This window comes from Pseudomonas sp. UYIF39 (assembly GCF_029963765.1).
GTDB lineage: Bacteria > Pseudomonadota > Gammaproteobacteria > Pseudomonadales > Pseudomonadaceae > Aquipseudomonas.
Genome location: NZ_JALBYU010000011.1, coordinates 12670 through 33930 on the forward strand (window position 1 = coordinate 12670; position 21261 = coordinate 33930).

22 protein-coding genes are annotated in these 21261 nt (G+C 59.3%); 11 read left to right on the plus strand and 11 right to left on the minus strand.

All coding sequences use genetic code 11. The features are described 5' to 3' along the window. The first annotated feature begins 8 nt into the window (after nt 1–8). Nucleotides 9–1031 carry a 23S rRNA (adenine(1618)-N(6))-methyltransferase RlmF gene (rlmF, locus tag MO767_RS16535; RefSeq protein ID WP_282481374.1) on the plus strand — a complete coding sequence of 341 codons (1023 nt, stop codon included), beginning with the start codon at nt 9–11 and terminating at the stop codon, nt 1029–1031. 182 nt (nt 1032–1213) lie between these two features. On the opposite strand, the gene MO767_RS16540 is transcribed toward rlmF, so the two are convergent. Further along, entirely contained in the window at nt 1214–1495 is a 282-nt protein-coding gene (locus tag MO767_RS16540) for an HU family DNA-binding protein (protein WP_007905514.1), read from the minus strand. A 395-nt stretch (nt 1496–1890) separates the two neighbouring features. Here MO767_RS16540 and yejK point away from each other — a divergent pair, with 395 nt between their 5' ends. Continuing rightward, nucleotides 1891–2895 (plus strand): nucleoid-associated protein YejK, encoded by a 1005-nt coding sequence (gene yejK, locus MO767_RS16545; RefSeq protein WP_008147593.1) that lies wholly within the window; start codon nt 1891–1893, stop codon nt 2893–2895. Further along, a complete protein-coding gene (locus MO767_RS16550; RefSeq protein WP_282481375.1) occupies nt 2895–3245 on the plus strand; it encodes a glutaredoxin family protein in 351 nt (116 codons plus the stop codon). The genes yejK and MO767_RS16550 overlap by 1 nt, the downstream gene beginning before the upstream one ends. A 125-nt stretch (nt 3246–3370) precedes the next feature. Here MO767_RS16550 and MO767_RS16555 read toward each other — a convergent pair whose 3' ends face one another. The 5 genes from MO767_RS16555 to MO767_RS16575 form a co-directional block, all read right to left on the minus strand. Then, nucleotides 3371–4306 carry a glutathione S-transferase family protein gene (locus tag MO767_RS16555; protein WP_282481376.1) on the minus strand — a complete coding sequence of 312 codons (936 nt, stop codon included), beginning with the start codon at nt 4304–4306 and terminating at the stop codon, nt 3371–3373. A gap of 88 nt (nt 4307–4394) precedes the next feature. Continuing rightward, nucleotides 4395–4715 (minus strand): GIY-YIG nuclease family protein, encoded by a 321-nt coding sequence (locus tag MO767_RS16560; RefSeq protein ID WP_282481377.1) that lies wholly within the window; start codon nt 4713–4715, stop codon nt 4395–4397. A gap of 40 nt (nt 4716–4755) precedes the next feature. After that, nucleotides 4756–5226 (minus strand): nuclear transport factor 2 family protein, encoded by a 471-nt coding sequence (locus MO767_RS16565; RefSeq protein ID WP_282481378.1) that lies wholly within the window; start codon nt 5224–5226, stop codon nt 4756–4758. A 113-nt stretch (nt 5227–5339) separates the two neighbouring features. After that, nucleotides 5340–6656, minus strand: a complete 1317-nt coding sequence (locus tag MO767_RS16570) for a CynX/NimT family MFS transporter (RefSeq protein ID WP_282481379.1) — start codon at nt 6654–6656, stop codon at nt 5340–5342. Further along, nucleotides 6646–7305, minus strand: coding sequence for a FadR/GntR family transcriptional regulator (locus tag MO767_RS16575; RefSeq protein WP_282481380.1), 660 nt, complete (start codon nt 7303–7305; stop codon nt 6646–6648). The genes MO767_RS16570 and MO767_RS16575 overlap by 11 nt, the downstream gene beginning before the upstream one ends. Before the next feature lie 167 nt (nt 7306–7472). Between MO767_RS16575 and MO767_RS16580 the strand changes: the two genes are divergently transcribed. Both MO767_RS16580 and MO767_RS16585 read left to right on the plus strand, forming a co-directional pair. Beyond that, on the plus strand, nt 7473–7784 hold the full coding sequence (locus MO767_RS16580) for a type II toxin-antitoxin system MqsR family toxin (protein WP_282481381.1): 312 nt from the start codon (nt 7473–7475) through the stop codon (nt 7782–7784). Beyond that, nucleotides 7781–8269 (plus strand): type II toxin-antitoxin system MqsA family antitoxin, encoded by a 489-nt coding sequence (locus tag MO767_RS16585; protein ID WP_282481382.1) that lies wholly within the window; start codon nt 7781–7783, stop codon nt 8267–8269. Before MO767_RS16580 ends, MO767_RS16585 begins: the two co-directional genes overlap by 4 nt. A 64-nt stretch (nt 8270–8333) precedes the next feature. Here MO767_RS16585 and MO767_RS16590 read toward each other — a convergent pair whose 3' ends face one another. The 4 genes from MO767_RS16590 to MO767_RS16605 all read right to left on the minus strand — a co-directional run bounded on the left by MO767_RS16590 (nt 8334) and on the right by MO767_RS16605 (nt 12495). Next, a complete protein-coding gene (locus MO767_RS16590) occupies nt 8334–9098 on the minus strand; it encodes an amino acid ABC transporter ATP-binding protein (RefSeq protein WP_008147575.1) in 765 nt (254 codons plus the stop codon). 10 nt (nt 9099–9108) lie between these two features. Continuing rightward, nucleotides 9109–10206: an amino acid ABC transporter permease gene (locus tag MO767_RS16595; RefSeq protein ID WP_282481383.1), complete on the minus strand. Its 1098-nt coding sequence runs from the start codon at nt 10204–10206 to the stop codon at nt 9109–9111. A 10-nt stretch (nt 10207–10216) separates the two neighbouring features. Then, complete coding sequence (locus tag MO767_RS16600; RefSeq protein WP_282481384.1) at nt 10217–11398, minus strand: amino acid ABC transporter permease; 1182 nt, start codon at nt 11396–11398, stop codon at nt 10217–10219. A gap of 65 nt (nt 11399–11463) precedes the next feature. Next, the gene (locus MO767_RS16605) at nt 11464–12495 is read right to left on the minus strand and encodes an amino acid ABC transporter substrate-binding protein (protein ID WP_282481385.1); all 1032 of its coding nucleotides are present in this window, start codon (nt 12493–12495) and stop codon (nt 11464–11466) included. Between the two features lie 467 nt (nt 12496–12962). Here MO767_RS16605 and MO767_RS16610 point away from each other — a divergent pair, with 467 nt between their 5' ends. From MO767_RS16610 to MO767_RS16630, 5 genes are all read left to right on the plus strand, one after another. Then, nucleotides 12963–13619, plus strand: a complete 657-nt coding sequence (locus tag MO767_RS16610) for an alpha/beta hydrolase (RefSeq protein WP_282481386.1) — start codon at nt 12963–12965, stop codon at nt 13617–13619. 98 nt (nt 13620–13717) lie between these two features. Then, complete coding sequence (rhlB, locus tag MO767_RS16615; RefSeq protein WP_282481387.1) at nt 13718–15205, plus strand: ATP-dependent RNA helicase RhlB; 1488 nt, start codon at nt 13718–13720, stop codon at nt 15203–15205. Nucleotides 15206–15331: 126 nt separating this feature from the next. Then, nucleotides 15332–16279: an ornithine cyclodeaminase family protein gene (locus MO767_RS16620; protein WP_282481388.1), complete on the plus strand. Its 948-nt coding sequence runs from the start codon at nt 15332–15334 to the stop codon at nt 16277–16279. A gap of 155 nt (nt 16280–16434) precedes the next feature. Beyond that, on the plus strand, nt 16435–17562 hold the full coding sequence (locus tag MO767_RS16625) for an FAD-binding oxidoreductase (RefSeq protein ID WP_282481389.1): 1128 nt from the start codon (nt 16435–16437) through the stop codon (nt 17560–17562). 92 nt (nt 17563–17654) lie between these two features. Further along, nucleotides 17655–18311, plus strand: a complete 657-nt coding sequence (locus tag MO767_RS16630; protein ID WP_282481390.1) for a PAS domain-containing protein — start codon at nt 17655–17657, stop codon at nt 18309–18311. 53 nt (nt 18312–18364) lie between these two features. On the opposite strand, the gene hmpA is transcribed toward MO767_RS16630, so the two are convergent. Next, on the minus strand, nt 18365–19546 hold the full coding sequence (gene hmpA, locus MO767_RS16635; RefSeq protein WP_282481391.1) for an NO-inducible flavohemoprotein: 1182 nt from the start codon (nt 19544–19546) through the stop codon (nt 18365–18367). A 156-nt stretch (nt 19547–19702) separates the two neighbouring features. On the opposite strand from hmpA, the gene norR reads away from it, so the two are divergent. Then, complete coding sequence (gene norR, locus MO767_RS16640; RefSeq protein ID WP_282481392.1) at nt 19703–21253, plus strand: nitric oxide reductase transcriptional regulator NorR; 1551 nt, start codon at nt 19703–19705, stop codon at nt 21251–21253. Nucleotides 21254–21261: the final 8 nt, after the last annotated feature.

A 21261-nucleotide genomic window follows, 5' to 3' on the forward strand; every position in this document is an offset into this window, starting at 1 on the left:
CCACGCCCATGAACGCCCCCCGCACACCCCGCCCCGCGCGCAAGAAGCCTGACACCGCCACCCCGGCCAAAGCCGTGGAGCCCCGCGAGAAGGCCAGCCTGCATCCGCGCAACCGCCATCAGGGTCGTTACGACTTCCCGGCGCTGATCAAAACCACGCCGGAACTGGCGAAGTTCGTGATCATCAATCCGTACGGCAAGGAAAGTATCGACTTCGCCAGCCCGGACGCAGTGCGGGTGTTCAACCGTGCGTTGCTCAAGTCGTTCTACGGCGTCGCCCATTGGGACATCCCGGCCGACTACCTCTGCCCACCGGTTCCGGGGCGTGCCGACTACGTGCACTTCCTGGCCGACCTGCTGGCCAGCGTCAACGACGGCGAAATCCCACGTGGTGCACCGGTCAAGGTGCTCGATATCGGCATGGGCGCCAACTGCGTCTATCCGTTGATCGGCTACAGCGACTACCGCTGGCACTTCCTCGGCTCGGAAATCGACCCGACGGCCGTGGCCGCCGCCAAAGCCATCGTGCAGTCCAACGGACTGAACAAAGCCATCCAGTTGCGCCAGCAAACTAATCCCAAGCACATTTTGTTGGGCCTGCTCGAACCCGGCGAACGCTTTGACCTGACCATGTGCAACCCGCCGTTCCACGCCTCGATGGACGAAGCGACCAAAGGCAGCGAGCGTAAATGGCGCGCCCTGGGCCGTGCCGATCCAAAACGCAAACTGCCGGTGCTGAACTTTGGCGGCCAATCGGCAGAATTGTGGTGTGAAGGTGGCGAAGCACGATTTGTGACGCAACTGATCGCTGAGAGCGCGCATTTCCAACACAAAGTGCTTTGGTTCAGCACCCTGGTCTCGAAAGCCTCCAACCTGCCGGCGATCCAGACGGCGCTGAAAAAGGCCGGCGTACTGGAAAGCCAGGTTGTGGAAATGTCTCAGGGGCAGAAGCAAAGCCGCTTCGTCGCCTGGACCTTCCAGACCAAGTCCGAGCAGCAGGTCTGGCGCGAACGTTGGGCTCGCAAAAGCTGATTGACCCTGTGGGAGCGAGCTTGCTCGCGATGAGGCCATAACATTCAGCACAAGTGTTGACTGACAGGCCGCCATCGCGAGCAAGCTCGCTCCCACATTGGTATAGCGGTGCTGGTGGTAAATCGCAGACACAAAAAAGCCGTGCCCGGATCACTCCGGAGCACGGCTTTTTTTACTGCGTCTTACTTGTTAACAGCGTCGGTCAGGCCTTTGGCCACAACCAGCTTGATAACTTTCTTGGCAGCGATTTCGATGGCAGCGCCAGTCGAAGGGTTGCGGCCAGTACGGGCAGGACGCTCAGTCACTTTCAGTTTGCCGATACCTGGCAGAGTGATTTCGCCGCCGTTTTCCAGCTGATCGGCAACGATTTGGCCCAGTTGGTCCAGAGCGTTACGCGCGGTGGTTTTTGGCGCGTCGATAGCTTCAGCGATGTCGGCGATCAGTTGGTCTTTAGTAAGAGCCATGTAGTGTTCCTTCCCTATCAAATTCATATGGATTGCAGAGTGCAGTGTCAGCCATCGAGCCCGATCTTCTGGATCTGGCACCCTCGGCCATAACCGCGACGAGTCGGGGTTATAGATACCGAAATCAGGGTTTGGTTCGACCTGACAAATGCTGAATGCACGCTTAACGCAGTGACTTCGCGTAAGACCGGGCAAAACTAGCACAGAGACGGGGAAATATCCGCCTCTAGCTACCCATTTGGTCAGGTTTATTGCTCTAAAACTGTAAAAAACAGCATAAGCGCAATCGGACACCTGCGAATTGCCCTTCGTGCCGCGCCAAAACCAGTGGTTGCGGTACACTGAGCGCTTTTTCGGGGAGCACGCCCTCCTCTCTTCAATCAGCCGAGAAGCCCATGCCGATCCGTCATTGCATCGTCCACCTGATCGACAAAAAACCCGACGGCACACCTGCAGTTCTCCACGCTCGCGATTCTGAACTGGCCGAGTCGAGCGCCATCGAGTACATGCTTGCCGACCTCAATGAGAGCTACAACGCCAAACAAGGCAAGGCCTGGGGTTTCTTCCATGCCGAGTCCGGGGCGCATCCGTTCAGCGGCTGGCTGAAGGAATACCTCGATGGCGGCAAGGACTTCACAGCGTTCAGCCGGGTGGCGGTGGAACATCTGCAAAAGCTGATGGAGGAATCGAACCTCTCTGTGGGCGGCCACGTGCTGTTTGCGCATTATCAGCAAGGCATGACCGACTACCTGGCGATCGCCCTGCTACACCACAGTGAAGGCGTTGCAGTGACCGATCAACTGGACGTGACCCCGTCCCGGCACCTGGATCTGGGCCAACTGCACCTGGCGGCACGGATCAACGTGTCCGAGTGGCAGAACAACAAGCAGTCCAAGCAGTACATTTCGTTCATCAAAGGCAAGAACGGCAAAAAGGTTTCGGAGTATTTCCGCGACTTCATCGGCTGCCAGGAAGGCGTCGACGGCCCCGGCGAAACCCGCACCCTGCTCAAAGCCTTCAGTGACTTCGTCGAAAGCGAAGACCTGCCGGAAGAGTCCGCCCGCGAGAAGACCAAGACCCTGGTGGATTACGCCAGCAGCCAGGCAAAATTGGGCGAACCCATGGGTCTGGAAGAACTCTCGGAGCTGATCGACGAAGAACGCCCGAAAGCCTTCTACGACCACATCCGCAACAAGGACTACGGCCTGTCGCCGGAGATCCCGGCAGATAAACGGACCCTCAACCAGTTCCGTCGCTTCACCGGTCGCGCCGAAGGCCTGTCCATCAGCTTCGAAGCGCACCTGCTGGGCTCGAAGATCGAATACGACGAAGAAGCCGGCACGCTGATCATCAAAGGTCTGCCGACCCAACTCACCGATCAGCTCAAGCGACGTAACTGATGCTCGGCGGCGTACTGAAGAAATGCCTGCTGATCCTGCTGGTGGTCGTGGTCTACCAGAACTGGGGCAAGATCGAGCGGGTGTTCCATCCGGCGCAGGGGGTGTCGGAGCAGACTCAGGCCAAGGCCAACGTCGTGCTCTACGCCACTGAATGGTGTGGTTACTGCAAACTGACTCGGCGCTTTCTCGATCAGAAGGGCATTCCCTATAAGGAGTTCGATATCGAGAAGGATGCCGAGGCGCGCAAGGCCTACGAGGCGCTAGGTGGCGGCGGGATTCCGATCATCGATGTGAACGGGACGTTGATTCGCGGGTATGACCCGGACAGCATTCTCGCCGCACTGAAGTAATCCATCAGGGTTATCAATACCTGTGGCGATGGGATTTATCCCCGTTGGGCTGCGAAGCGGCCCCAAAGAAAAGGGACTGCTACGCAGTCCAACGGGGATAAATCCCCTCGCCACAGGTGTTTGTGTCAGCGTTTTTCGATGCGGAACCCGAATCGCGGAAAGTGCACATGCACCACACCGCCCCGCTCGTCTTCACGACGCAGAATCAATTCTTCACTGCCCGCAAACAGCAACTCACCCGCCACCGGGTCAACGCCGTAATCGATGGCGGCAATGACCACCTGCTGTCCAATCTCAAAACCATTCGGCTCGTCGAATTGCTCATCCGGCAATGCGGCCGGTGTGGCATTGCGCGCAACCTCCAGCGCCTCCTCGGACGTCATCTCGCTGAACGCACCATGACCGAAGCCCAACACGCGACTCAGCCACGCCGAAACCGCCGGATAAGCATCGACCAACGGTGACGTGACGGGCGTAGCCTTGAGGAACCACAACGGATGGGCCAGGGCAAAGTCGGCAATCGACGGCTCGCCGAACAGGAAGTCGCCCTGTTCGCGCTGAAGCTGTTGCTCCAGACGCGCCATGATCGTCGGCCACTGATGCCGGGCCTGTTCAGCCGACAACCGTGTGACGCTGCCACCGCTGAACAACTCTGTGCGATCGGCAATGAACGCCTTGATCGCTTCCGGTGGCATATGGCCAAAGCGCACGGCGACCGATTCCGGTTGAAACACCAGGCTGACCGCGTGCTGGAACACCACCGAATCCGCCCACGCGGCGAAGGTCGCAGCGATCATTTCCTGACCTTCCGGGAAGAACGCCGGCAAGGCTTTTTCCTGCTCCAGACGACGGGCGATCAACGACGTGTCGCAATAGATATCCGCGCCAATCTGCAATACCGGCGTTTTGCGGTAGCCGCCGGTCAGGGCGGTCAGGTCGGGTTTTGGCATCACCGGCGAGATCTTCACCGAGCGCCAGGACAGCCCCTTGAAGCCCAGCAGCAAGCGGGCCTTTTCAGCAAAAGGGGACGTCGGGTAATGATGAAGAATTAACTCTGACATGCTCGGCTCCGCCGCACGGATAAGGAATCAGCAGCTTAACGCGCATTCCCTGAGCAGCACACCCATCTGCCTGATGGGAACTTATCAGTCAGATTGATAAGCCCGTAGCAGCGGTCGCCACCAAGCACTCCTTGGCGCTTTTCTTGAGTTTTTTGATCAGCCGTTCCTGCCGCAGCGCTTCGCTTTTATCGCGGCAGGCTTCGGTGTAAACCAATGCCACGGCAGGGCTGGAAAGAAAAAAGCGTGCGCCCTTGCCACTCTGGTGAGTGGCGAAGCGGCGCACGGGATCATCGCTGACCCCGCAGTAGAGCGAACCATTGGCCGCGCGAACGAGGTAGACGAACCAGGGTTTGCTGACAGGCAGCGTCGGCTCGGCGGCAATGACGGAAGATTCGCTGGCGGTGTTCACGTGACGTTCAAGGCTTGAAAGGAAACAAGCCGCGATCTTATCAGCGACTGGCCTGGAATGCCTTCAGCCCCTTCAAGGCTTGCGCACGCACGGCGTTTCTCACCGCCGGCGTCCAGCCCAACAACAGCCCCTTGAAACCTAGCGCCTGTCGAGACCAGGCCCACATGTCGAAGCTGTCGTGGTGTTCGCAGATCTTGCCGTCGCGAAAAACAAAACGTGCCTGAATGTCGTTGACCACAGTGTTGCCGGTCTGGCTGAACAGGTACTTCGCCACCCAATGGGCGCCGCCCGTGCGCTCGTCGCTGCGCACGTTATCGAACGTCAGGGAAAAATCCTTGGCCCGGGTAGTGAGCATGCGCCACATGTCGCCGGCCTCTTGGCCGCGCAGTTCACCGAACGCCGGATCGCTGAACACCACGTCGTCGGTATAGCAGGCGCTCATGGCCTCGGCATCCAGCCGCTGGAAGGCTTGGTAGAACTGGGTGATCAATGCGTTGTGGGCATCACTCATGGACAGGCTCCCTGCGCTTGCAAAGTGGTTTCAAAAGATTGCCTGCACGATAGTCAACAAAGGCGCGAAACACTATCGGCATTCGTGAGCCGAATACCGACAGTGTGCGGATGTCAGACCTTTTCGCTTTCGACCTGGACGTACAGCGAACGTCCGGCGCCCAGGCCGGCGATGATCGCCCCGAGGCCGATGATGCCGAAAATCCAGCCCAAGGCGTTCCAGCCGCCGGTCCAGTCATGCACGATGCCGACCGCGAACGGCCCCATGGACGCCAAGGTGTAGCCGAAGCCCTGGGCCATGCTCGACAGGTTCGCCGCGACATGGGCGTCCCGCGAACGCAGCACGATCAGGGTCAACGCCAGACTGAACGTACCGCCCTGCCCAAGACCCAGCAGGATCGCCCAGCCCCACAAGCCTTCGATCGGTGCGTAAAGACAACCGAACAGGCCGCCAAGGGTCAGCAGCATGACGATGACGATCGCCAGACGCTGATCCTTGCCACGCGTCGCCAGCCATGGCGCCGCCAGTGAACTCGCCAACTGAACGATGACCGAGCCTGACAGCACCAGACCCGCCTGGGTCGGCGTCAGACCGCGACCGATCAGGATCGACGGCAACCAGCCGAACACAATGTAGGCCAGAGAAGATTGCAGGCCCATGTAGAGCGTCACCTGCCAGGCCAGTGGATCACGCAACAGACCGCGAACCCGATACGCGACGTTGTGCGCGCCGTGTTTCTGCCCGACTTGTGGCAACCAGAAAATCGCCGCGACCAATGCCGGAACCACCCAGAAGCCGAGCCCCAAGGCCCAGCTCTGGTCGAAATGCTCGCTCAACGGCACGGTCGCACCCGCAGCCATCGCCGCCCCCAGGCACAGGGCCATGGTGTAGACGCCGGTCATGGTGCCCGCGTGTTTCGCAAAGTCGCGTTTAACGATGCCGGGCAGCAATACGCCGATCACACCGATGCTCGCGCCAGCCAGCACGCTGCCGGCAAACAGGCCGATCTCGCCGAACGAACTGCGCAGGATGATCCCGCCGGCCAACATCAAGAGAATGCCCAGCACCACTCGCTCGGCACCGAAACGTCGGGCCAGCACGGGCGCCAGCGGTGCAAACAAGCCGAGGCACAGCACCGGCAACGTCGTCAGCAAACCGGCCTGAGCTGCCGACAAACCGAGGGTTTTCGAAACCTCGCTGAGCATCGGCGCCATGCTCGACAGCGCCGGGCGCAGGTTCAGCGCCACCAGAATCAGGCCCAGCAACAGCAGCCACGGCCGCCGCAGGATCGGGTGACTTTGTTGGACCTGTTCGTCATCCGCCTCGGCGTCGATCAGCAGCTCTTCGAGCTCCGCCGTGCGCTTGGCGTGGGGGATGCTGCTTTTGTTGACCTGCTGGCTGGACATGGGGGTCTCGGTCTCAAGGTTCATTGATCAACTGCCTCGACAGGGCTTTGGCCCGTTCCGGGTCGCGTTGCTCGACGGCATCAATCAGTTCGATATGGAGGTCGAACACCTCTTGGCGTCGAGGAGAAATGTTCAGGGTCTCGCGCAACTGCGCACCGATGACGCTGGAAAAATAGCGATACAGCTCGCTGAGCGTCGGGTTATGCGCGGCGTCCACCAAACGCCGGTGGAACACCAGATCGCAGGCGATATACGTGTCGAGATCGCCGTGATAGTGACTGCCACTGACGCCCAACGCCTCGCGCAATGCCACCAGGTCTTCGTCGGTACGACGCAGCGCCGCCAGGCCGATGGCCTCGACTTCCAGAATGTGCCGAGTCTCCCGGGCCTGCTCGTGGGAACAGCGGGACAGCGCCTTCATGGTGTCGAGCGGATCGACCACCGCCCGCAGATAACTGCCGTCGCCCTGACGGATTTCGATCAACCCGGAAAACGCCAATACGCGCATGGCTTCACGCACGGTGTTGCGGCTGATGCCCAACTCGGCGGACAGCTCGGGTTCGGTGGGTAAACGCTGGCCGACCGTCCAGACGCCTTCGGTAATGCGCAGGCGTAACTGGTCCAGGGCCTGATCGACCAGGGACCGCTTTATGAGTGGAGAAATTTCTGACATTGGATTCGCCCTTTCATCCAATCATAGGATGAATTTTCTCACATCTTAGTCAGCTATTTGTAGGACGGCAACCGCCTACGGTCAGGGAGTGGGAAATGGAGCGGGATTTTCGATTAGTCAAAATTACCCTTTAAGGGTAATTTTAGGGGCAGGTTTTTTGGTTTCTTATGGAAAAGAGCACACCCCATTACGACTTGGCGGTGGTCAAGTCAGAGGTTGTCAGGTTAGGCAAAAAGGCGTTCACCCGACGGGCTCTGGAATCGGGCAATGACATGGGTTTGAACCTCTGCCAAATGATCCAGGCGATCAGCGCACTGGAGCGCCGAATGCTCTTCAAATCCATGACCACCTATGTCGTCCACCGGGTCTGGCAAGACGTTTATCACACAACATTTCATGGAATGGAGATTTACATCAAAGTGTCTTACCGCCCCGGTGGTGGGCATCCGGTAGTCTCCTTCAAGGAGAAAAACCTATGAGAACGCAGCAATGCGTCAACTGCGGCACTCACGATGGAATGGGGCATTTCGAAGGACGTACCCTCTCCGTCAATTACAAACAGATGTCGCGACTTGTTTGCGATCTTGCGGGTTGGGAGTGCAGGGTTTGCGGTGAAATCGAATTCGATCATGACACCGACAGCGCCGACCGCTATTCGGATGCCGGCGATCAATTGCTCAAGGACTGCCTGCAACTTATTGGCTCCGAGATAAAGCGTATCCGCCGCAAACTCCACCTTACGCAAAAAAACGCAGTGCAGTTGCTGTCCGGCGGTGGGAACAACGCCTTTTCGCGGTATGAACGTGGCGAGCTACCTGCGCCCAAACCGTTATTCTCACTGATGCAGCTATTGGATCGTCATCCCTATTTGTTGGCTGAAATTCAGGTCTTGAACGAAGGTGCCGCCCTCAAACAACTATTGGCGGCCCGCCATCCGGAACTGGACGCGGCACTAACCTCCTGACCTCAAACCCCAGGCAAAAATAAACCCGGATCAAGTCCGGGTTCATTTCAACGTCTGCGCAGGATCAATGCAAAATCTGGCTCAAGAACAGCTTGGTACGCTCATTCTGCGGATTATCGAAGAAGTCGTTTGGCGCAGCCTGCTCAACGATTTCACCCTTGTCCATGAAGATCACACGGTTGGCCACGGTACGGGCGAAGCCCATTTCGTGGGTTACGCAGAGCATGGTCATGCCGTCTTCGGCCAGGCCGATCATGGTGTCGAGAACCTCTTTCACCATTTCCGGGTCGAGTGCCGAGGTCGGCTCGTCGAACAGCATGATTTTCGGTTTCATGCACAGGGCACGGGCAATCGCCACACGCTGTTGCTGACCGCCGGACAGTTGCCCCGGGAATTTATGCGCCTGCTCCGGAATGCGGACGCGCTCCAGGTAATGCATGGCGATTTCTTCGGCCTTGCGCTTGGGCATCTTGCGCACCCACATCGGTGCCAGCGTGCAGTTCTGCAGGATGGTCAGGTGCGGGAACAGGTTGAAGTGCTGGAACACCATGCCGACTTCACGGCGAACCGATTCGATCTGCTTGAGGTCGTTGGTCAGCTCCACGCCATCGACCACGATGCGGCCCTGCTGGTGTTCTTCCAGACGGTTGAGGCAACGAATGGTGGTGGACTTGCCGGAACCAGACGGGCCACACAGGACGATTCGCTCGCCCTGTTTAACGTTCAGGTTGATGTCTTTCAATACGTGGAACTGGCCGTACCACTTGTTCACGCCCTGCATCTGAATAATGCCTTCAGGGCTCACAGGCTTTTTGATTGCTTCGCTCATTACAGAACTCCTAACGCTTGTGGCCAGTGTCGAGCTTGCGTTCCAGATGCATGGAATAGCGCGACATACCAAAACAGAAAATCCAGAACACCAGGGCCGCGAACACATAGCCTTCGGTGGCCATGCCCAACCATTTCGGGTCGGCGGCTGCTTGTTTGACGCTGTTGAGCAAGTCGAACAGGCCGATGATGATCACCAGGCTCGTGTCCTTGAACAGCGCAATGAAGGTGTTGACGATGCCGGGGATCACCAGCTTCAGGGCTTGCGGCAGAATCACCAGGCCCATGCTGCGCCAGTAGCCGAGGCCCATCGCTGCAGCCGCTTCGTATTGACCTTTGGGAATCGCTTGCAGACCACCGCGCACCACTTCGGCGACGTACGCCGACTGGAACAGGATCACGCCGATCAGTGCCCGCAGCAGCTTGTCGAAGCTCATGCCTTCCGGCAGGAACAACGGCAGCATCACCGACGACATGAACAGCACTGTAATCAACGGCACGCCACGCCAGAACTCGATGAAGGTCACGCAGACCACGCGAATCGCCGGCATGTTCGAACGACGCCCCAGCGCCAGGACGATCCCCAGCGGCAAAGCGCCAGCGATACCGACGGTGGCGATCACCAGGGTCAGCATCAAGCCGCCCCATTGGCTGGTCGCCACGCTGGTCAGGCCGAAGATGCCGCCATGCAGCAGGAAGTAGGCAATGATCGGGTAAAGCACCAGGAAGCTCAGGCCGTACACCGCTTTGCGGTGAAAGCGCGAGATGAACAAGGGTGCGATACCGATGACCGCCAGCCACACGGTCAGGTCGACACGCCAGCGCAGTTCCGGCGGGTAGTAGCCGTACATGAACTGGCCGAAACGCTGCTGGATGAACACCCAACAGGCGCCCTCCTTCGTGCAGTCAGCGCGCGTGGTGCCGACCCAGTTGGCGTCCAGGATCGCCCAATGCAGGATCGGCGGCACCACCAGGTAGATCAGGTAGAACGCAAACAGGGTCAGCAAGGTGTTAAGCCAGCTGGAGAACATGTTCGCGCGCATCCACGCCACGACACCAATACTGCGGTTCGGGGGCGGCATGTCAGGTTTGAAAGTATGAGTTGTCATGCGCTTTTCCTTACCGCTCGATCAGCGCAATGCGCTTGTTGTACCAGTTCATCAGCAGGGAAATGCTGATACTGATCGCCAGGTACACGCTCATGGTGATGGCAATCACTTCGATCGCTTGCCCGGTCTGGTTCAGCACCGTACCGGCAAACAACGAAACCATTTCCGGATAACCGATACCGGCCGCCAGCGAGGAGTTCTTCGCCAGGTTCAGGTATTGGCTGGTCAGCGGTGGAATGATCACGCGCAGGGCTTGCGGGATGATGACCTTGCGCAGGGTCGGACCGTTGCGCAATCCCAACGAGTGCGCCGCTTCCGTCTGGCCGTGGCTGACCGACTTGATGCCCGAACGCACGATCTCGGCGATAAACGCCGCGGTGTACACCGTCAGGGCCAGGGTCAGCGCCAGCAATTCCGGGATCAGCACCCAGCCACCGACGAAGTTGAAGCCTTGCAGCTTCGGCATTTCCCAGTGCAGCGGCGCGCCGAAGATCAATGCGCACAGCGCAGGGATCACCAGGAACAGCGCCAGGCCCACCCAGAACTTGTGGAACGGTACGCCGGTCTCTTCGAAGCGTTTAGTGGCCCAGCGGCTCATCAGCACGATGGCGACAATGGCCACGACGACGCTGACCACAAACGGCCAGAAACCATCCGCCGTCAACGCGGCCGGCATGTTCAGGCCGCGGCTGCTGACAAAGAAGGTGTCGCCGAAGTTATGGCTGTTGCGTGGCCCCGGCATGGTCAGGAACACCGCGAAGTACCAGAACAGAATTTGCAGCAGCGGCGGAATGTTGCGGAAGACTTCCACATAAACAGTCGCCAGCTTGCTGATGATCCAGTTCTTCGACAGCCGTGACACACCGACGATGAACCCGAGGATCGTCGCCAGGATCACGCCTATGACAGTCACCAGCAGCGTGTTGAGCAGGCCGATGACAAACACCCGGGCATAGCTGTCCGATTCGGTGTAGTCGATCAGGTGTTGAGCGATGCCGAAACCGGCACTGCGCTCCAGAAAACTGAAACCGGATGTAATACCCCGGTGTTGCAGGTTGGTCTGTGTGTTGTCGAACAGATACCAGCCCATCGAGACCACCGCCACAATGGTGATGATCTGAAACAGCCACGCACGCACTTTGGGATCGCTGAGGCTGAGCCTCTGCTTTGGTGCGCCGATTGAATTTTGCATGAAGTGCCCCGCAAAGAATGGAACAGAACATCACCCGGTGGTTGGCCCACCGGGTGATAGAACCATCAGCGCACTGGTGGTGCGTATTGAATGCCGCCGTTGGTCCACAGGGCGTTCAAGCCACGATCGATTTCCAGCGGAGTGCTCTTGCCGAGGTTTTTCTCGAAGACTTCACCGTAGTTACCAACCTGACCGACGATCTTGACGACCCAGTCCTTCGGCAGTTTCAGGTCTTTGCCGTATTCGCCATCAGCACCCAGCAGACGGGCAACGTCCGGGTTCTTGGTGGACTTGGCTTGTTCAGCCACGTTTTTGGACGTCACGCCCGCCTCTTCGGCGTTGAGCATGGCGTAGCCAACCCAACGAACGATGGCCAGCCACTCGTCGTCGCCGTTACGCACGACAGGACCCAGAGGTTCTTTGGAAATGGTTTCCGGCAGAACGACGTAGTCTTTTGGCGAGGCCAGCTTACTGCGCTGTGCGTAGAGCTGGGACTTGTCGGAGGTCAGCACGTCGCAACGACCGGATTCCAGCGACTTGGCGCTTTCATCGGAGGTGTCGAAGGTGATCGGGGTGTATTTCAGGTTGTTGGAACGGAAGTAGTCGGACACGTTCAGCTCGGTGGTGGTACCGGCTTGAATACAGATGGTCGCGCCGTCCAGTTCCTTGGCACTTTTTACGCCCAGCTTGCTGTTGGCCAGGAAGCCTACGCCGTCGTAATACGTAATGAAGCCTGGAAACTTCAGGCCCATGCCCGCGTCACGGGAACTGGTCATGGTGGAGTTGCGCGACAGCATGTCGATTTCGCCGGATTGCAGCGCGGTGAAACGCTCTTTGGCGTTCAACTGGCTGAATTTGACCTTGGTCGCGTCGCCGAATACGGCAGCGGCCACAGCGCGGCAGACGTCGGCATCGATACCGATGATCTTGCCAGTCGAATCCGGTACCGAGAAGCCCGGCAGACCATCACTGACGCCGCACTGTACAAAACCTTTCTTCTGCACTGCATCCAGGGTTGCACCCGCCTGAGCGAACCCACTGACACCGAGTACTGCGGCTGCAGTCACGATAGCCAGGGTGGATTTCAACATCTTCATTCAAACCTCCAGTTTTGCTCTTGTTGTGTCGGAGCTTCAGTCCAGTCGCACCCTTATGAGGCGTTGTTGACCCGTGTTGGCTTTTTTTGGGGTCAACCGACGTAAGACCTGCGCTATGAGTCTAGTAGGAGAAAATCCACATCATGGACAACTCACTTCTCACCAATCGGCCGAACGGGCTGTAGCCCTTTCACGTTCGCGAAGCCCGTAACGGCCACTGGCGAACATCCATCACCGGATTCTTTGCTATCCCACCGCCAGCAGTACACTGATAGTGTTACCGCAAGGCGCGAGATGGGTTGCACCGTTAGCCCGTAGCAAAGCCCGTACCAGACCGCTCGCTGAAGCGATTTAGCGACAGGTCAATAGCAAAACTTGTAGCCTTGCGACAACTTATTAACTGATCAACCAGGCACGCCCTCAGACCTCGCACTCAATGAGAGCGCCTGCACAACATTGGAGCAACCATGACCGAGCCCCTGATTCTTCAGCCCGTCAAGCCCGCAGACGCCTGCGTTATCTGGCTGCACGGCCTGGGCGCTGATCGCTACGACTTCTTGCCGGTGGCCGAGGCGTTGCAGGAAAGCCTGCTGACCACCCGCTTCGTTCTCCCTCAGGCACCGACCTGCGCCGTGACCATCAATGGTGGTTACGAGATGCCTAGCTGGTACGACATATTGGCCATGAGCCCCGCGCGTGCGATCAACCGCGAGCAGCTGGAAGAGTCGGCACAAAGGATCGTCAATTTGATCGAAGTGGAGCGAGCCACCGGAATAGACGCCTCGCGAATATTTCTGGCAGGTTTTTCCCAAGGTGGCGCGGTGGCGTTACACACCGCGTTTCTGAAATGGCAGGGAGCTCTGGGTGGCGTACTTGCCCTCTCGACCTATGCACCGACCTTCAGCGATGAACTGGAGCTTTCCGCCAGCCAGCAGCGCATTCCCGTACTGTCTTTACACGGCCAGTACGATGACGTCGTTCAAAACTCCATGGGCCGCACCGCTTATGAGTATTTAAAGCAGCATGGTGTCACCGTGACATGGCAGGAATACCCAATGGGTCACGAAGTGTTACCCGAGGAGATTCGCGACATTGGTGTCTGGCTCGCCGAGCGCTTGCGTTAACTGTTTATGTGAAAAGCAGCCCATTGATCCATCCCACTACGCCGCGCCCGATTCTTGCATTACACTGGCCGGCGTATATTCCTTAACCAATTGATGAGATGACCGTGCTCAAAGCACTCAAGAAAATGTTCGGTAAAAGCGAGACTGAGCAGCTCGCGCCAGTCTCCAACGCTCCGTCTCACCATCCCAGCCACCGCACCGACGGTAATCAGTCTGGCCGGACCGCAACCGTAGCGGTACCGAAGCACGAGCCGATGACCACACCGGCCGTCCAACCCGTTGAGGCTCAAGCCTCTGAAGAACCAAGCAGCGAAGCTGAAAAACCTGCCCGGCCGCGTCGTGAACCGAAGCCAAAAGCACCGGTTATCCCCTGGAAACTCGAAGACTTCGCCGTCGAACCCCAGGAAGGCAAAACCCGTTTCCACGATTTCAAACTCGCCCCCGAACTGATGCACGCCATCCAGGACCTGGGCTTCCCGTATTGCACGCCGATCCAGGCACAAGTCCTCGGCTTCACCCTGGCCGGCAAAGATGCCATTGGCCGCGCCCAGACCGGCACCGGCAAAACCGCAGCGTTCCTGATTTCGATCATCACCCAGTTGCTGGAAACCCCACCGCCGAAAGAGCGTTACATGGGCGAGCCGCGGGCGCTGATCATCGCGCCGACCCGTGAACTGGTGGTGCAGATCGCCAAGGACGCAGCCGACCTGACCAAGTACACCGGCCTCAACGTCATGACGTTCGTTGGCGGCATGGACTTCGACAAGCAGCTCAAGCACCTCGAAGCCCGTCATTGCGACATCCTCGTGGCCACCCCGGGCCGTCTGCTGGATTTTAACCAGCGCGGCGACGTGCACCTGGACATGGTCGAAGTCATGGTCCTGGACGAAGCCGACCGGATGCTCGACATGGGTTTCATCCCACAAGTGCGTCAGATCATTCGCCAGACTCCGCCGAAAAACGAGCGTCAGACGCTGCTGTTCTCCGCGACCTTCACCGAAGACGTGATGAACCTGGCCAAGCAATGGACCACCGACCCGTCGATCGTCGAGATCGAGTCGCAGAACGTGGCCAGCGAAAACGTCGAGCAACACATCTACGCCGTGGCCGGTGCCGACAAATACAAACTGCTCTACAACCTGGTCACCGACAACGGTTGGGAGCGGGTGATGGTGTTCGCCAACCGCAAGGATGAAGTGCGGCGCATCGAAGAACGCCTGGTGCGTGACGGCGTCAACGCCGCGCAACTGTCCGGCGACGTGCCACAACACAAGCGCATCAAGACCCTGGAAGGTTTCCGCGAAGGCAAGATCCGCGTCCTGGTCGCCACCGATGTGGCCGGTCGCGGCATTCACATCGACGGCATCAGCCACGTGATCAACTTCACCCTGCCGGAAGTCCCGGACGACTACGTGCATCGCATCGGCCGTACCGGTCGTGCCGGCGCCGATGGCGTGTCCATCAGTTTTGCCGGTGAGGATGACTCCTACCAGCTACCGTCCATCGAGGCGCTGTTGGGTCGCAAGATCAGCTGCGAAACGCCACCGACGCATCTGCTGCGGGCGGTTGAGCGCAAGCGCCCGTAACACGGGTCGCACTAAAAGAGGCGCAGCCGGAAACGGACTGCGCTTTTTTTTCGTCCGGACATTGATCGAGACAACTAAAAGTCCATAATGGACAAATTAGTTTACTTCCAGCTCCCGGAGCCGACCATGTCCAGTACGCCTTACGTGATCACCCAAGCTCAGGCCAGCGAGTTGCTGGCGCAGGTCGACGTGCCGCAGATCCTGCGCAAACTGTTCCGCGACCTGGCCGCTGGGCAGGCCGTACAACCGGCGCAACAACTGGTGGAATTCCCGCAAGGCGCTGGCGACTTCATCAACTACCTGGGCGTGCTGGCCGAAGACGGCGTTTACGGGGTCAAGACCTCGCCGTACATCGTGCGCGAACAAGGCCCGCTGGTGACTGCCTGGACGCTGCTGATGTCGATGCAGACTGGCCAGCCGCTGTTGCTCTGCGATGCCGGTGAACTGACCACGGCACGCACCGCTGCAACAACTGCAGTAGCGGTCGACGCCCTCGCCCCGATGAAGGCCCGACGCTTGGCAATCATCGGCAGCGGCAAGGTCGCCCAGGCGCACCTGCACTACGTCAAGGGTCTGCGCGACTGGCAAAGCATCAGCCTCTACTCGCCGAGCCTGAGCGACAAGAATCCCGAAGTATTGGCACAGCTCCAAAGTCTCGATCCTCGGCTGACCATCGTCGACAGTCGTGAAGCAGCGGTTCAAGACGCCGACGTGATCATGTTGTGCACCTCTTCCGCAGGCCCGGTGATCGACCCGTCAAGCTTGAGCAAACCGGCGCTGATCACCTCCATCAGCACCAACGCGCCGCGCGCCCATGAAGTACCGCCGCAGAGCCTCAATGACATGCAAGTGTTCTGCGATTATCGTCTGACCACCCCGGGCTCGGCCGGCGAGATGCTGATTGCCGGTGAACTACATGGCTGGGACAAAAACGCGATCATCGGCGACCTGCCCGATCTGCTCAGCGAAAAAGTCCAGCGCCCCGACTACGACCGCCATGTGTTCTTCCGCTCCATTGGCCTGGGCCTGGAAGACATTGCACTGGCCAATGCCATCTACCGCCTACAGCACTAACACCACAAACCCTGTGGGAGCGAGCTTGCTCGCGATTGCGGCTTGTCATTCAGCAATGATGTTGACTGATACACCGCTATCGCGAGCAAGCTCGCTCCCACAGGGGGTATCGATATCAATAGCATTTAGCATTTACGCCCCATCAGGAGACGTTCATGAGCCAGGCAGACTTCATCATCATCGGCGGCGGGATTGCCGGCGCTTCCACCGGTTTCTGGCTGTCGCAGCACGCCCGAGTGATCGTGCTCGAACGCGAATCCCATCCGGCTTACCACTCCACCGGACGTTCAGCCGCGCTGTTCACCGCCGCTTATGGCACCCCGCAGGTTCGGGCGCTGACCCAAGCCAGCCGCGACTTCTTCGACGCCCCTCCGGCCGGTTTCTGCGAACACCCGCTACTGACCCCGCGTGGCGAGATGACCGTGGACTTCACCGGCGACCCGGACGAACTGAACAATCAATACCTGAGCGCCAAAGCCACGGTGCCGGAAATGCAGCTGCTCAGCGCCGACGAAGCGTTCGCGCGCCTGCCGATCCTGCGCCGGGAAAAAGTCCATGGCGCAATTTATGATCCGACCGCCAGCGACATCGACACCGATGCCTTGCACCAGGGCTACCTGCGCGGCATCCGACGCAACAAGGGCGAAGTTCATACCGACAGCGAAGTCCTGAGCCTGACCCGGGACGCCGAAGGTGTGTGGCATGTGCAAACCAACGGTCAAACCTTCAGCGCCCCGATCATCATCAACGCGGCAGGTGCCTGGGCCGACAAAATCGGTGAGCTGGCCGGCGCCAAACCGCTGGGTCTGCAACCCAAGCGCCGTGCGGCGTTCATCTTCGCCGGCCCCGAGGGCGTGGACATCCACCATTGGCCAATGCTGGTCAGCCTCGATGAATCCTTCTACATGAAGCCCGACGCCGGAATGTTCCTCGGCTCGCCCGCCAACGCCGACCCGGTGGAACCGCACGACGTGCAGCCCGAAGAGCTGGATATCGCGATGGGTATCTACCAGATCGAAGAAGCCACCACCCTGACCATCCGCCGTCCGACCCGCACCTGGGCCGGCTTGCGCAGCTTCGTGAGCGATGGGGATTTGATGTCCGGTTTCGATCCACTGGTGCCGGGGCTATTCTGGGTAGCGGCACAAGGCGGTTATGGCATCCAGACCTCGCCGGCCATGGGCCAGGCCAGCGCTGCACTGGTGCGCGGTGAAGCCTTGCCCGAGCAACTGACTCGCTTCGGTCTGAACCCCGGGATGCTCTCCCCCGCTCGGCTGGGATGACTTTCGGACGCAGGTGACGTGTCGACACGATTGCGGCAAACTCCCAGCGCCCTTTTTTGACGGGGCGCTGATGCTGTCTGGAGCTCCACTTTATGAACGCCCAAGAACACGAACCGGCCGGTGATGACTCTGCATTGAGGAGCTCGCCGCTGGACAATTTCCGCGCGATCGCCGATGCCATCGCCACATTGTTCTTTCCTCACGCCGAGGTGGTGCTGCACGACCTGCGTACCCAGAAGGTCGACTACATCGCCAACAACCTGTCCAAACGGGAAATCGGTGACGACTCGGCGCTGGAGGACATGCTCAGCGAAGAGATCAGCGAACGAAACATCGGGCCGTACGAAAAGCTCAATTGGGATGGCCAGAAGATTCGCAGCCTGAGCAGCGTGCTGCGCGACAGCGAAGGTCATCCGCTGGCGGTGCTGTGCATCAATCTGAATATTTCGTTGTTCGAAAATGCCAAGGCCGCGCTGGATCTGTTCCTGTCACCGAGCAAGTTGATTCCGCAACCGGACTCGCTGTTTCGCGATGACTGGCAGGAGCGCATCAACACTTTCCTCCACGCCTGGCTACGCGAACGTCAGTTGAGCCTGAACCTGCTGACCCGTGACCATAAACGCGAACTGGTGCTGGCACTGCACGCCGAGGGCGCCTTCAAAGGCAAAAGCGCCTCCAACTATGTGGCGAACGTGCTGAACATGGGCCGAGCGACTGTGTACAAGCATTTGAAGGAATTGAAGGGCTGAAAACCTGTGGCGAGGGTGCTTGCTCCCTCGCCACAGAGTACCCGGCGTTAGCGTTATTCCAGCGCCGAAGCCGGCCCGAAGAACTCGTAACGGCTTTGCTTCTCCGGCACACCCAAGGCTTTGAGGTGGCGCTTGACCGCCGCCATGAAGCCTTTAGGACCGAGGAAGTACGCGTCCAGATCGCGCTGCTGCGGCAACCACTCGCCCAGTTGCTCCTGGCTCAACAGGCCAACCTTGTGCGCCGCCGGGCTCACGCCATCATCTTCGTCGTAGCAATAGAAGCGTTTGAGTTGAGGGTGACGCTCGGCCAAGCCATCAATCCAGTCACGGAAGGCGTGAACGCTACCGTTACGCGCGCAGTGGATAAAGTGCACCGGCCGTTCAGTCGCCAGCGCCGCTTCGAGCATCGCAAGGGTCGGGGTGATGCCGACGCCACCGCTGATCAGCACCAACGGTTTGTCGCTTTCGGTCAGGGTGAACTCGCCCGATGGCGGGAACAGCTGGATGCTGGCGCCCACGTGCAATTGATCGTGAAGATGGTTGGAGGCGCGACCACCGGTTTCACGTTTGACGCTTATCCGGTACTGGCCTTTGTTCGCCAGGGCCGACAGCGAATAGTTACGACGAATCTCTTCTCCATCGAGGATCAGTTTCATACCGATGTACTGGCCGGGTTCTGCCGCCAGAATCGGGCCTTTGTCCGCCGGTTCGAAGTAGAACGAGATGATTTCCGCGCTCTCCTCGACCTTGCCCACCACGATGAATTCCCGCGCCCCGCGCCAGCCGCCCGGTGCCTGTTCTTTCTGGTCGTAGATGCTGGTTTCGGCGCCGATCAGGATGTCGGCCAATTGACCATAAGCAGCCCCCCAGGCGGCCATCACTTCAGGCGTGGCGATCTCGTCGCCCAGCACTTCAGAGATGGCTCGCAGCAGGCAGGCGCCGACAATCGGGTAGTGTTCCGGGAGGATTTGCAGGGCCACGTGCTTGTTGATGATCTTGGCCACCAGGTCGCCCAACTGGTCGAGTTGGTCGATGTGCCGCGCATACATCAAGACACCGTTTGCCAGGGCGCGCGGCTGATCACCGCTGGCCTGGTGGGCCTGGTTGAACAGCGGGCGGACTTCCGGGTACTCGGAGAGCATCATGCGGTAGAAATGAGTGATCAATGCTTCGCCACCGCTTTCCAGCAAGGGCACGGTGGATTTGACGATTGCACGGTCTTGAACGCTAAGCATAAGGCGACTCCTGATCTACTTGGATTGCTAACTGACTGCCTTGTACTTATCAGTTTCCGTGCCAGAAAATAAAACCTTATAAATCAATTAGTTAAAATCTTTATAGTCATATCGACACAGGCTGACTTATAGTCATACCGACTACATGGAGTCACTATGACTGCAAAATCCCTGCTTACCGCCCTGCTGCCACTGGTCTCCGACCTGTCCCGCGAACTCCCCGAAGGCGAGCGCTACCGGCGCCTGCTCGAAGCCATGCGCGCCTTGCTCCCGTGCGATGCTGCCGCGCTGCTGCGCCTTGATGGCGAATGGCTGGTGCCGCTGGCCGTCGACGGGTTGAGCACCGACACCCTCGGCCGACGCTTCAAAGTCAGCGAACACCCGCGCTTCGAAGCGCTGCTCAGCAGCCACGGCCCGACCCGTTTCGCCGCCGACAGCGACTTGCCCGACCCCTACGACGGACTGGTCGATGGCCTCGATGAGCATCTGGAAGTCCACGACTGCATGGGTTGCCCGCTGTTTATCGACGAGCGTCCGTGGGGTTTGCTGACCCTCGACGCACTCGATCCGGAGCGCTTCGAACCGATCGAACTGGACGCCCTGGAAGCCTTCGCCAGCCTCGCCGCCGCCACGGTCAACGCCGCCGAGCGCATCGAACGCCTGGCCAATCGTGTCGAAGACGAACACCAGCGTGCCGAGGTTTACCGACAAGCCAGCGGCCAGCAGAACCGCGAGATGATTGGCCAGAGCAAGGCCCACAAACGGCTGGTGGAAGAAATCAACCTGGTGGGCGGCAGCGATCTGACCGTGCTGATCACCGGCGAAACCGGGGTCGGCAAGGAACTGGTCGCCCAAGCCATCCACGCCGCATCGCCTCGGGCCGACAAGCCGATCATCAGCCTCAACTGTGCCGCGCTACCGGACACGCTGGTGGAGAGCGAATTGTTCGGCCATGTCCGCGGCGCCTTCACCGGCGCAATGAACGATCGGCGCGGCAAGTTTGAACTGGCCAATGGCGGCACGCTGTTTCTCGATGAGGTCGGTGAACTGTCCCTGACCGTCCAGGCCAAATTGCTGCGAGTCCTGCAAAGTGGTCAGCTGCAGCGATTGGGCTCGGATAAAGAACATCAGGTGGACGTACGTCTGATCGCCGCGACCAATCGCGACCTGGCGGAGGAAGTGCGCAGCGGCCGCTACCGTGCCGACTTCTATCACCGCCTGAGCGTTTATCCGTTGCTGGTACCCGCACTGCGTGATCGTGGGCGGGATGTGCTGCTGCTCAGCGGCTATTTCCTCGAGCAGAACCGTTCACGCATGGGCCTCAACAGCCTGCGCCTGAACAGCGATGCGCAGGCAGCATTGCTGGCGTATGCATGGCCGGGCAATGTGCGGGAGCTGGAGCACTTGATTGGCCGCAGTGCCTTGAAGGCGCTGGGTAACTGCAAGGAGCGGCCGAAGATTCTGAGTTTGAGCGCGGCGGATCTGGATTTGCCCAATGGCAGCGTTGCGCTTGCCACCGAGCCAGTCCCTGCCAGCCCTGCTGCTTTGGTCTCGGGAGACTTGCGGGCGGCGACCGAGGATTATCAGCGTCGACTGATCAACGCCTGTCTGGAACGGCACCATAACAATTGGGCGAGTGCGGCGCGTGAGCTAGGCTTGGATCGGGCGAATCTTGGAAGAATGGCCAAAAGATTGGGCATGAAATAACGCGATCC

Coding starts and splice junctions, on each gene's coding strand:
- rlmF (WP_282481374.1), top strand. CDS start 9: ATGAACGCCCCCCGCACACCCCGCCCCGCGCGCAAGAAGCCTGACACC.
- MO767_RS16540 (WP_007905514.1), bottom strand. CDS start 1,495: ATGGCTCTTACTAAAGACCAACTGATCGCCGACATCGCTGAAGCTATC.
- yejK (WP_008147593.1), top strand. CDS start 1,891: ATGCCGATCCGTCATTGCATCGTCCACCTGATCGACAAAAAACCCGAC.
- MO767_RS16550 (WP_282481375.1), top strand. CDS start 2,895: ATGCTCGGCGGCGTACTGAAGAAATGCCTGCTGATCCTGCTGGTGGTC.
- MO767_RS16555 (WP_282481376.1), bottom strand. CDS start 4,306: ATGTCAGAGTTAATTCTTCATCATTACCCGACGTCCCCTTTTGCTGAA.
- MO767_RS16565 (WP_282481378.1), bottom strand. CDS start 5,226: ATGAGTGATGCCCACAACGCATTGATCACCCAGTTCTACCAAGCCTTC.
- MO767_RS16570 (WP_282481379.1), bottom strand. CDS start 6,656: ATGAACCTTGAGACCGAGACCCCCATGTCCAGCCAGCAGGTCAACAAA.
- MO767_RS16575 (WP_282481380.1), bottom strand. CDS start 7,305: ATGTCAGAAATTTCTCCACTCATAAAGCGGTCCCTGGTCGATCAGGCC.
- MO767_RS16580 (WP_282481381.1), top strand. CDS start 7,473: ATGGAAAAGAGCACACCCCATTACGACTTGGCGGTGGTCAAGTCAGAG.
- MO767_RS16585 (WP_282481382.1), top strand. CDS start 7,781: ATGAGAACGCAGCAATGCGTCAACTGCGGCACTCACGATGGAATGGGG.
- MO767_RS16590 (WP_008147575.1), bottom strand. CDS start 9,098: ATGAGCGAAGCAATCAAAAAGCCTGTGAGCCCTGAAGGCATTATTCAG.
- MO767_RS16595 (WP_282481383.1), bottom strand. CDS start 10,206: ATGACAACTCATACTTTCAAACCTGACATGCCGCCCCCGAACCGCAGT.
- MO767_RS16600 (WP_282481384.1), bottom strand. CDS start 11,398: ATGCAAAATTCAATCGGCGCACCAAAGCAGAGGCTCAGCCTCAGCGAT.
- MO767_RS16605 (WP_282481385.1), bottom strand. CDS start 12,495: ATGAAGATGTTGAAATCCACCCTGGCTATCGTGACTGCAGCCGCAGTA.
- MO767_RS16610 (WP_282481386.1), top strand. CDS start 12,963: ATGACCGAGCCCCTGATTCTTCAGCCCGTCAAGCCCGCAGACGCCTGC.
- rhlB (WP_282481387.1), top strand. CDS start 13,718: ATGACCGTGCTCAAAGCACTCAAGAAAATGTTCGGTAAAAGCGAGACT.
- MO767_RS16620 (WP_282481388.1), top strand. CDS start 15,332: ATGTCCAGTACGCCTTACGTGATCACCCAAGCTCAGGCCAGCGAGTTG.
- MO767_RS16625 (WP_282481389.1), top strand. CDS start 16,435: ATGAGCCAGGCAGACTTCATCATCATCGGCGGCGGGATTGCCGGCGCT.
- MO767_RS16630 (WP_282481390.1), top strand. CDS start 17,655: ATGAACGCCCAAGAACACGAACCGGCCGGTGATGACTCTGCATTGAGG.
- hmpA (WP_282481391.1), bottom strand. CDS start 19,546: ATGCTTAGCGTTCAAGACCGTGCAATCGTCAAATCCACCGTGCCCTTG.
- norR (WP_282481392.1), top strand. CDS start 19,703: ATGACTGCAAAATCCCTGCTTACCGCCCTGCTGCCACTGGTCTCCGAC.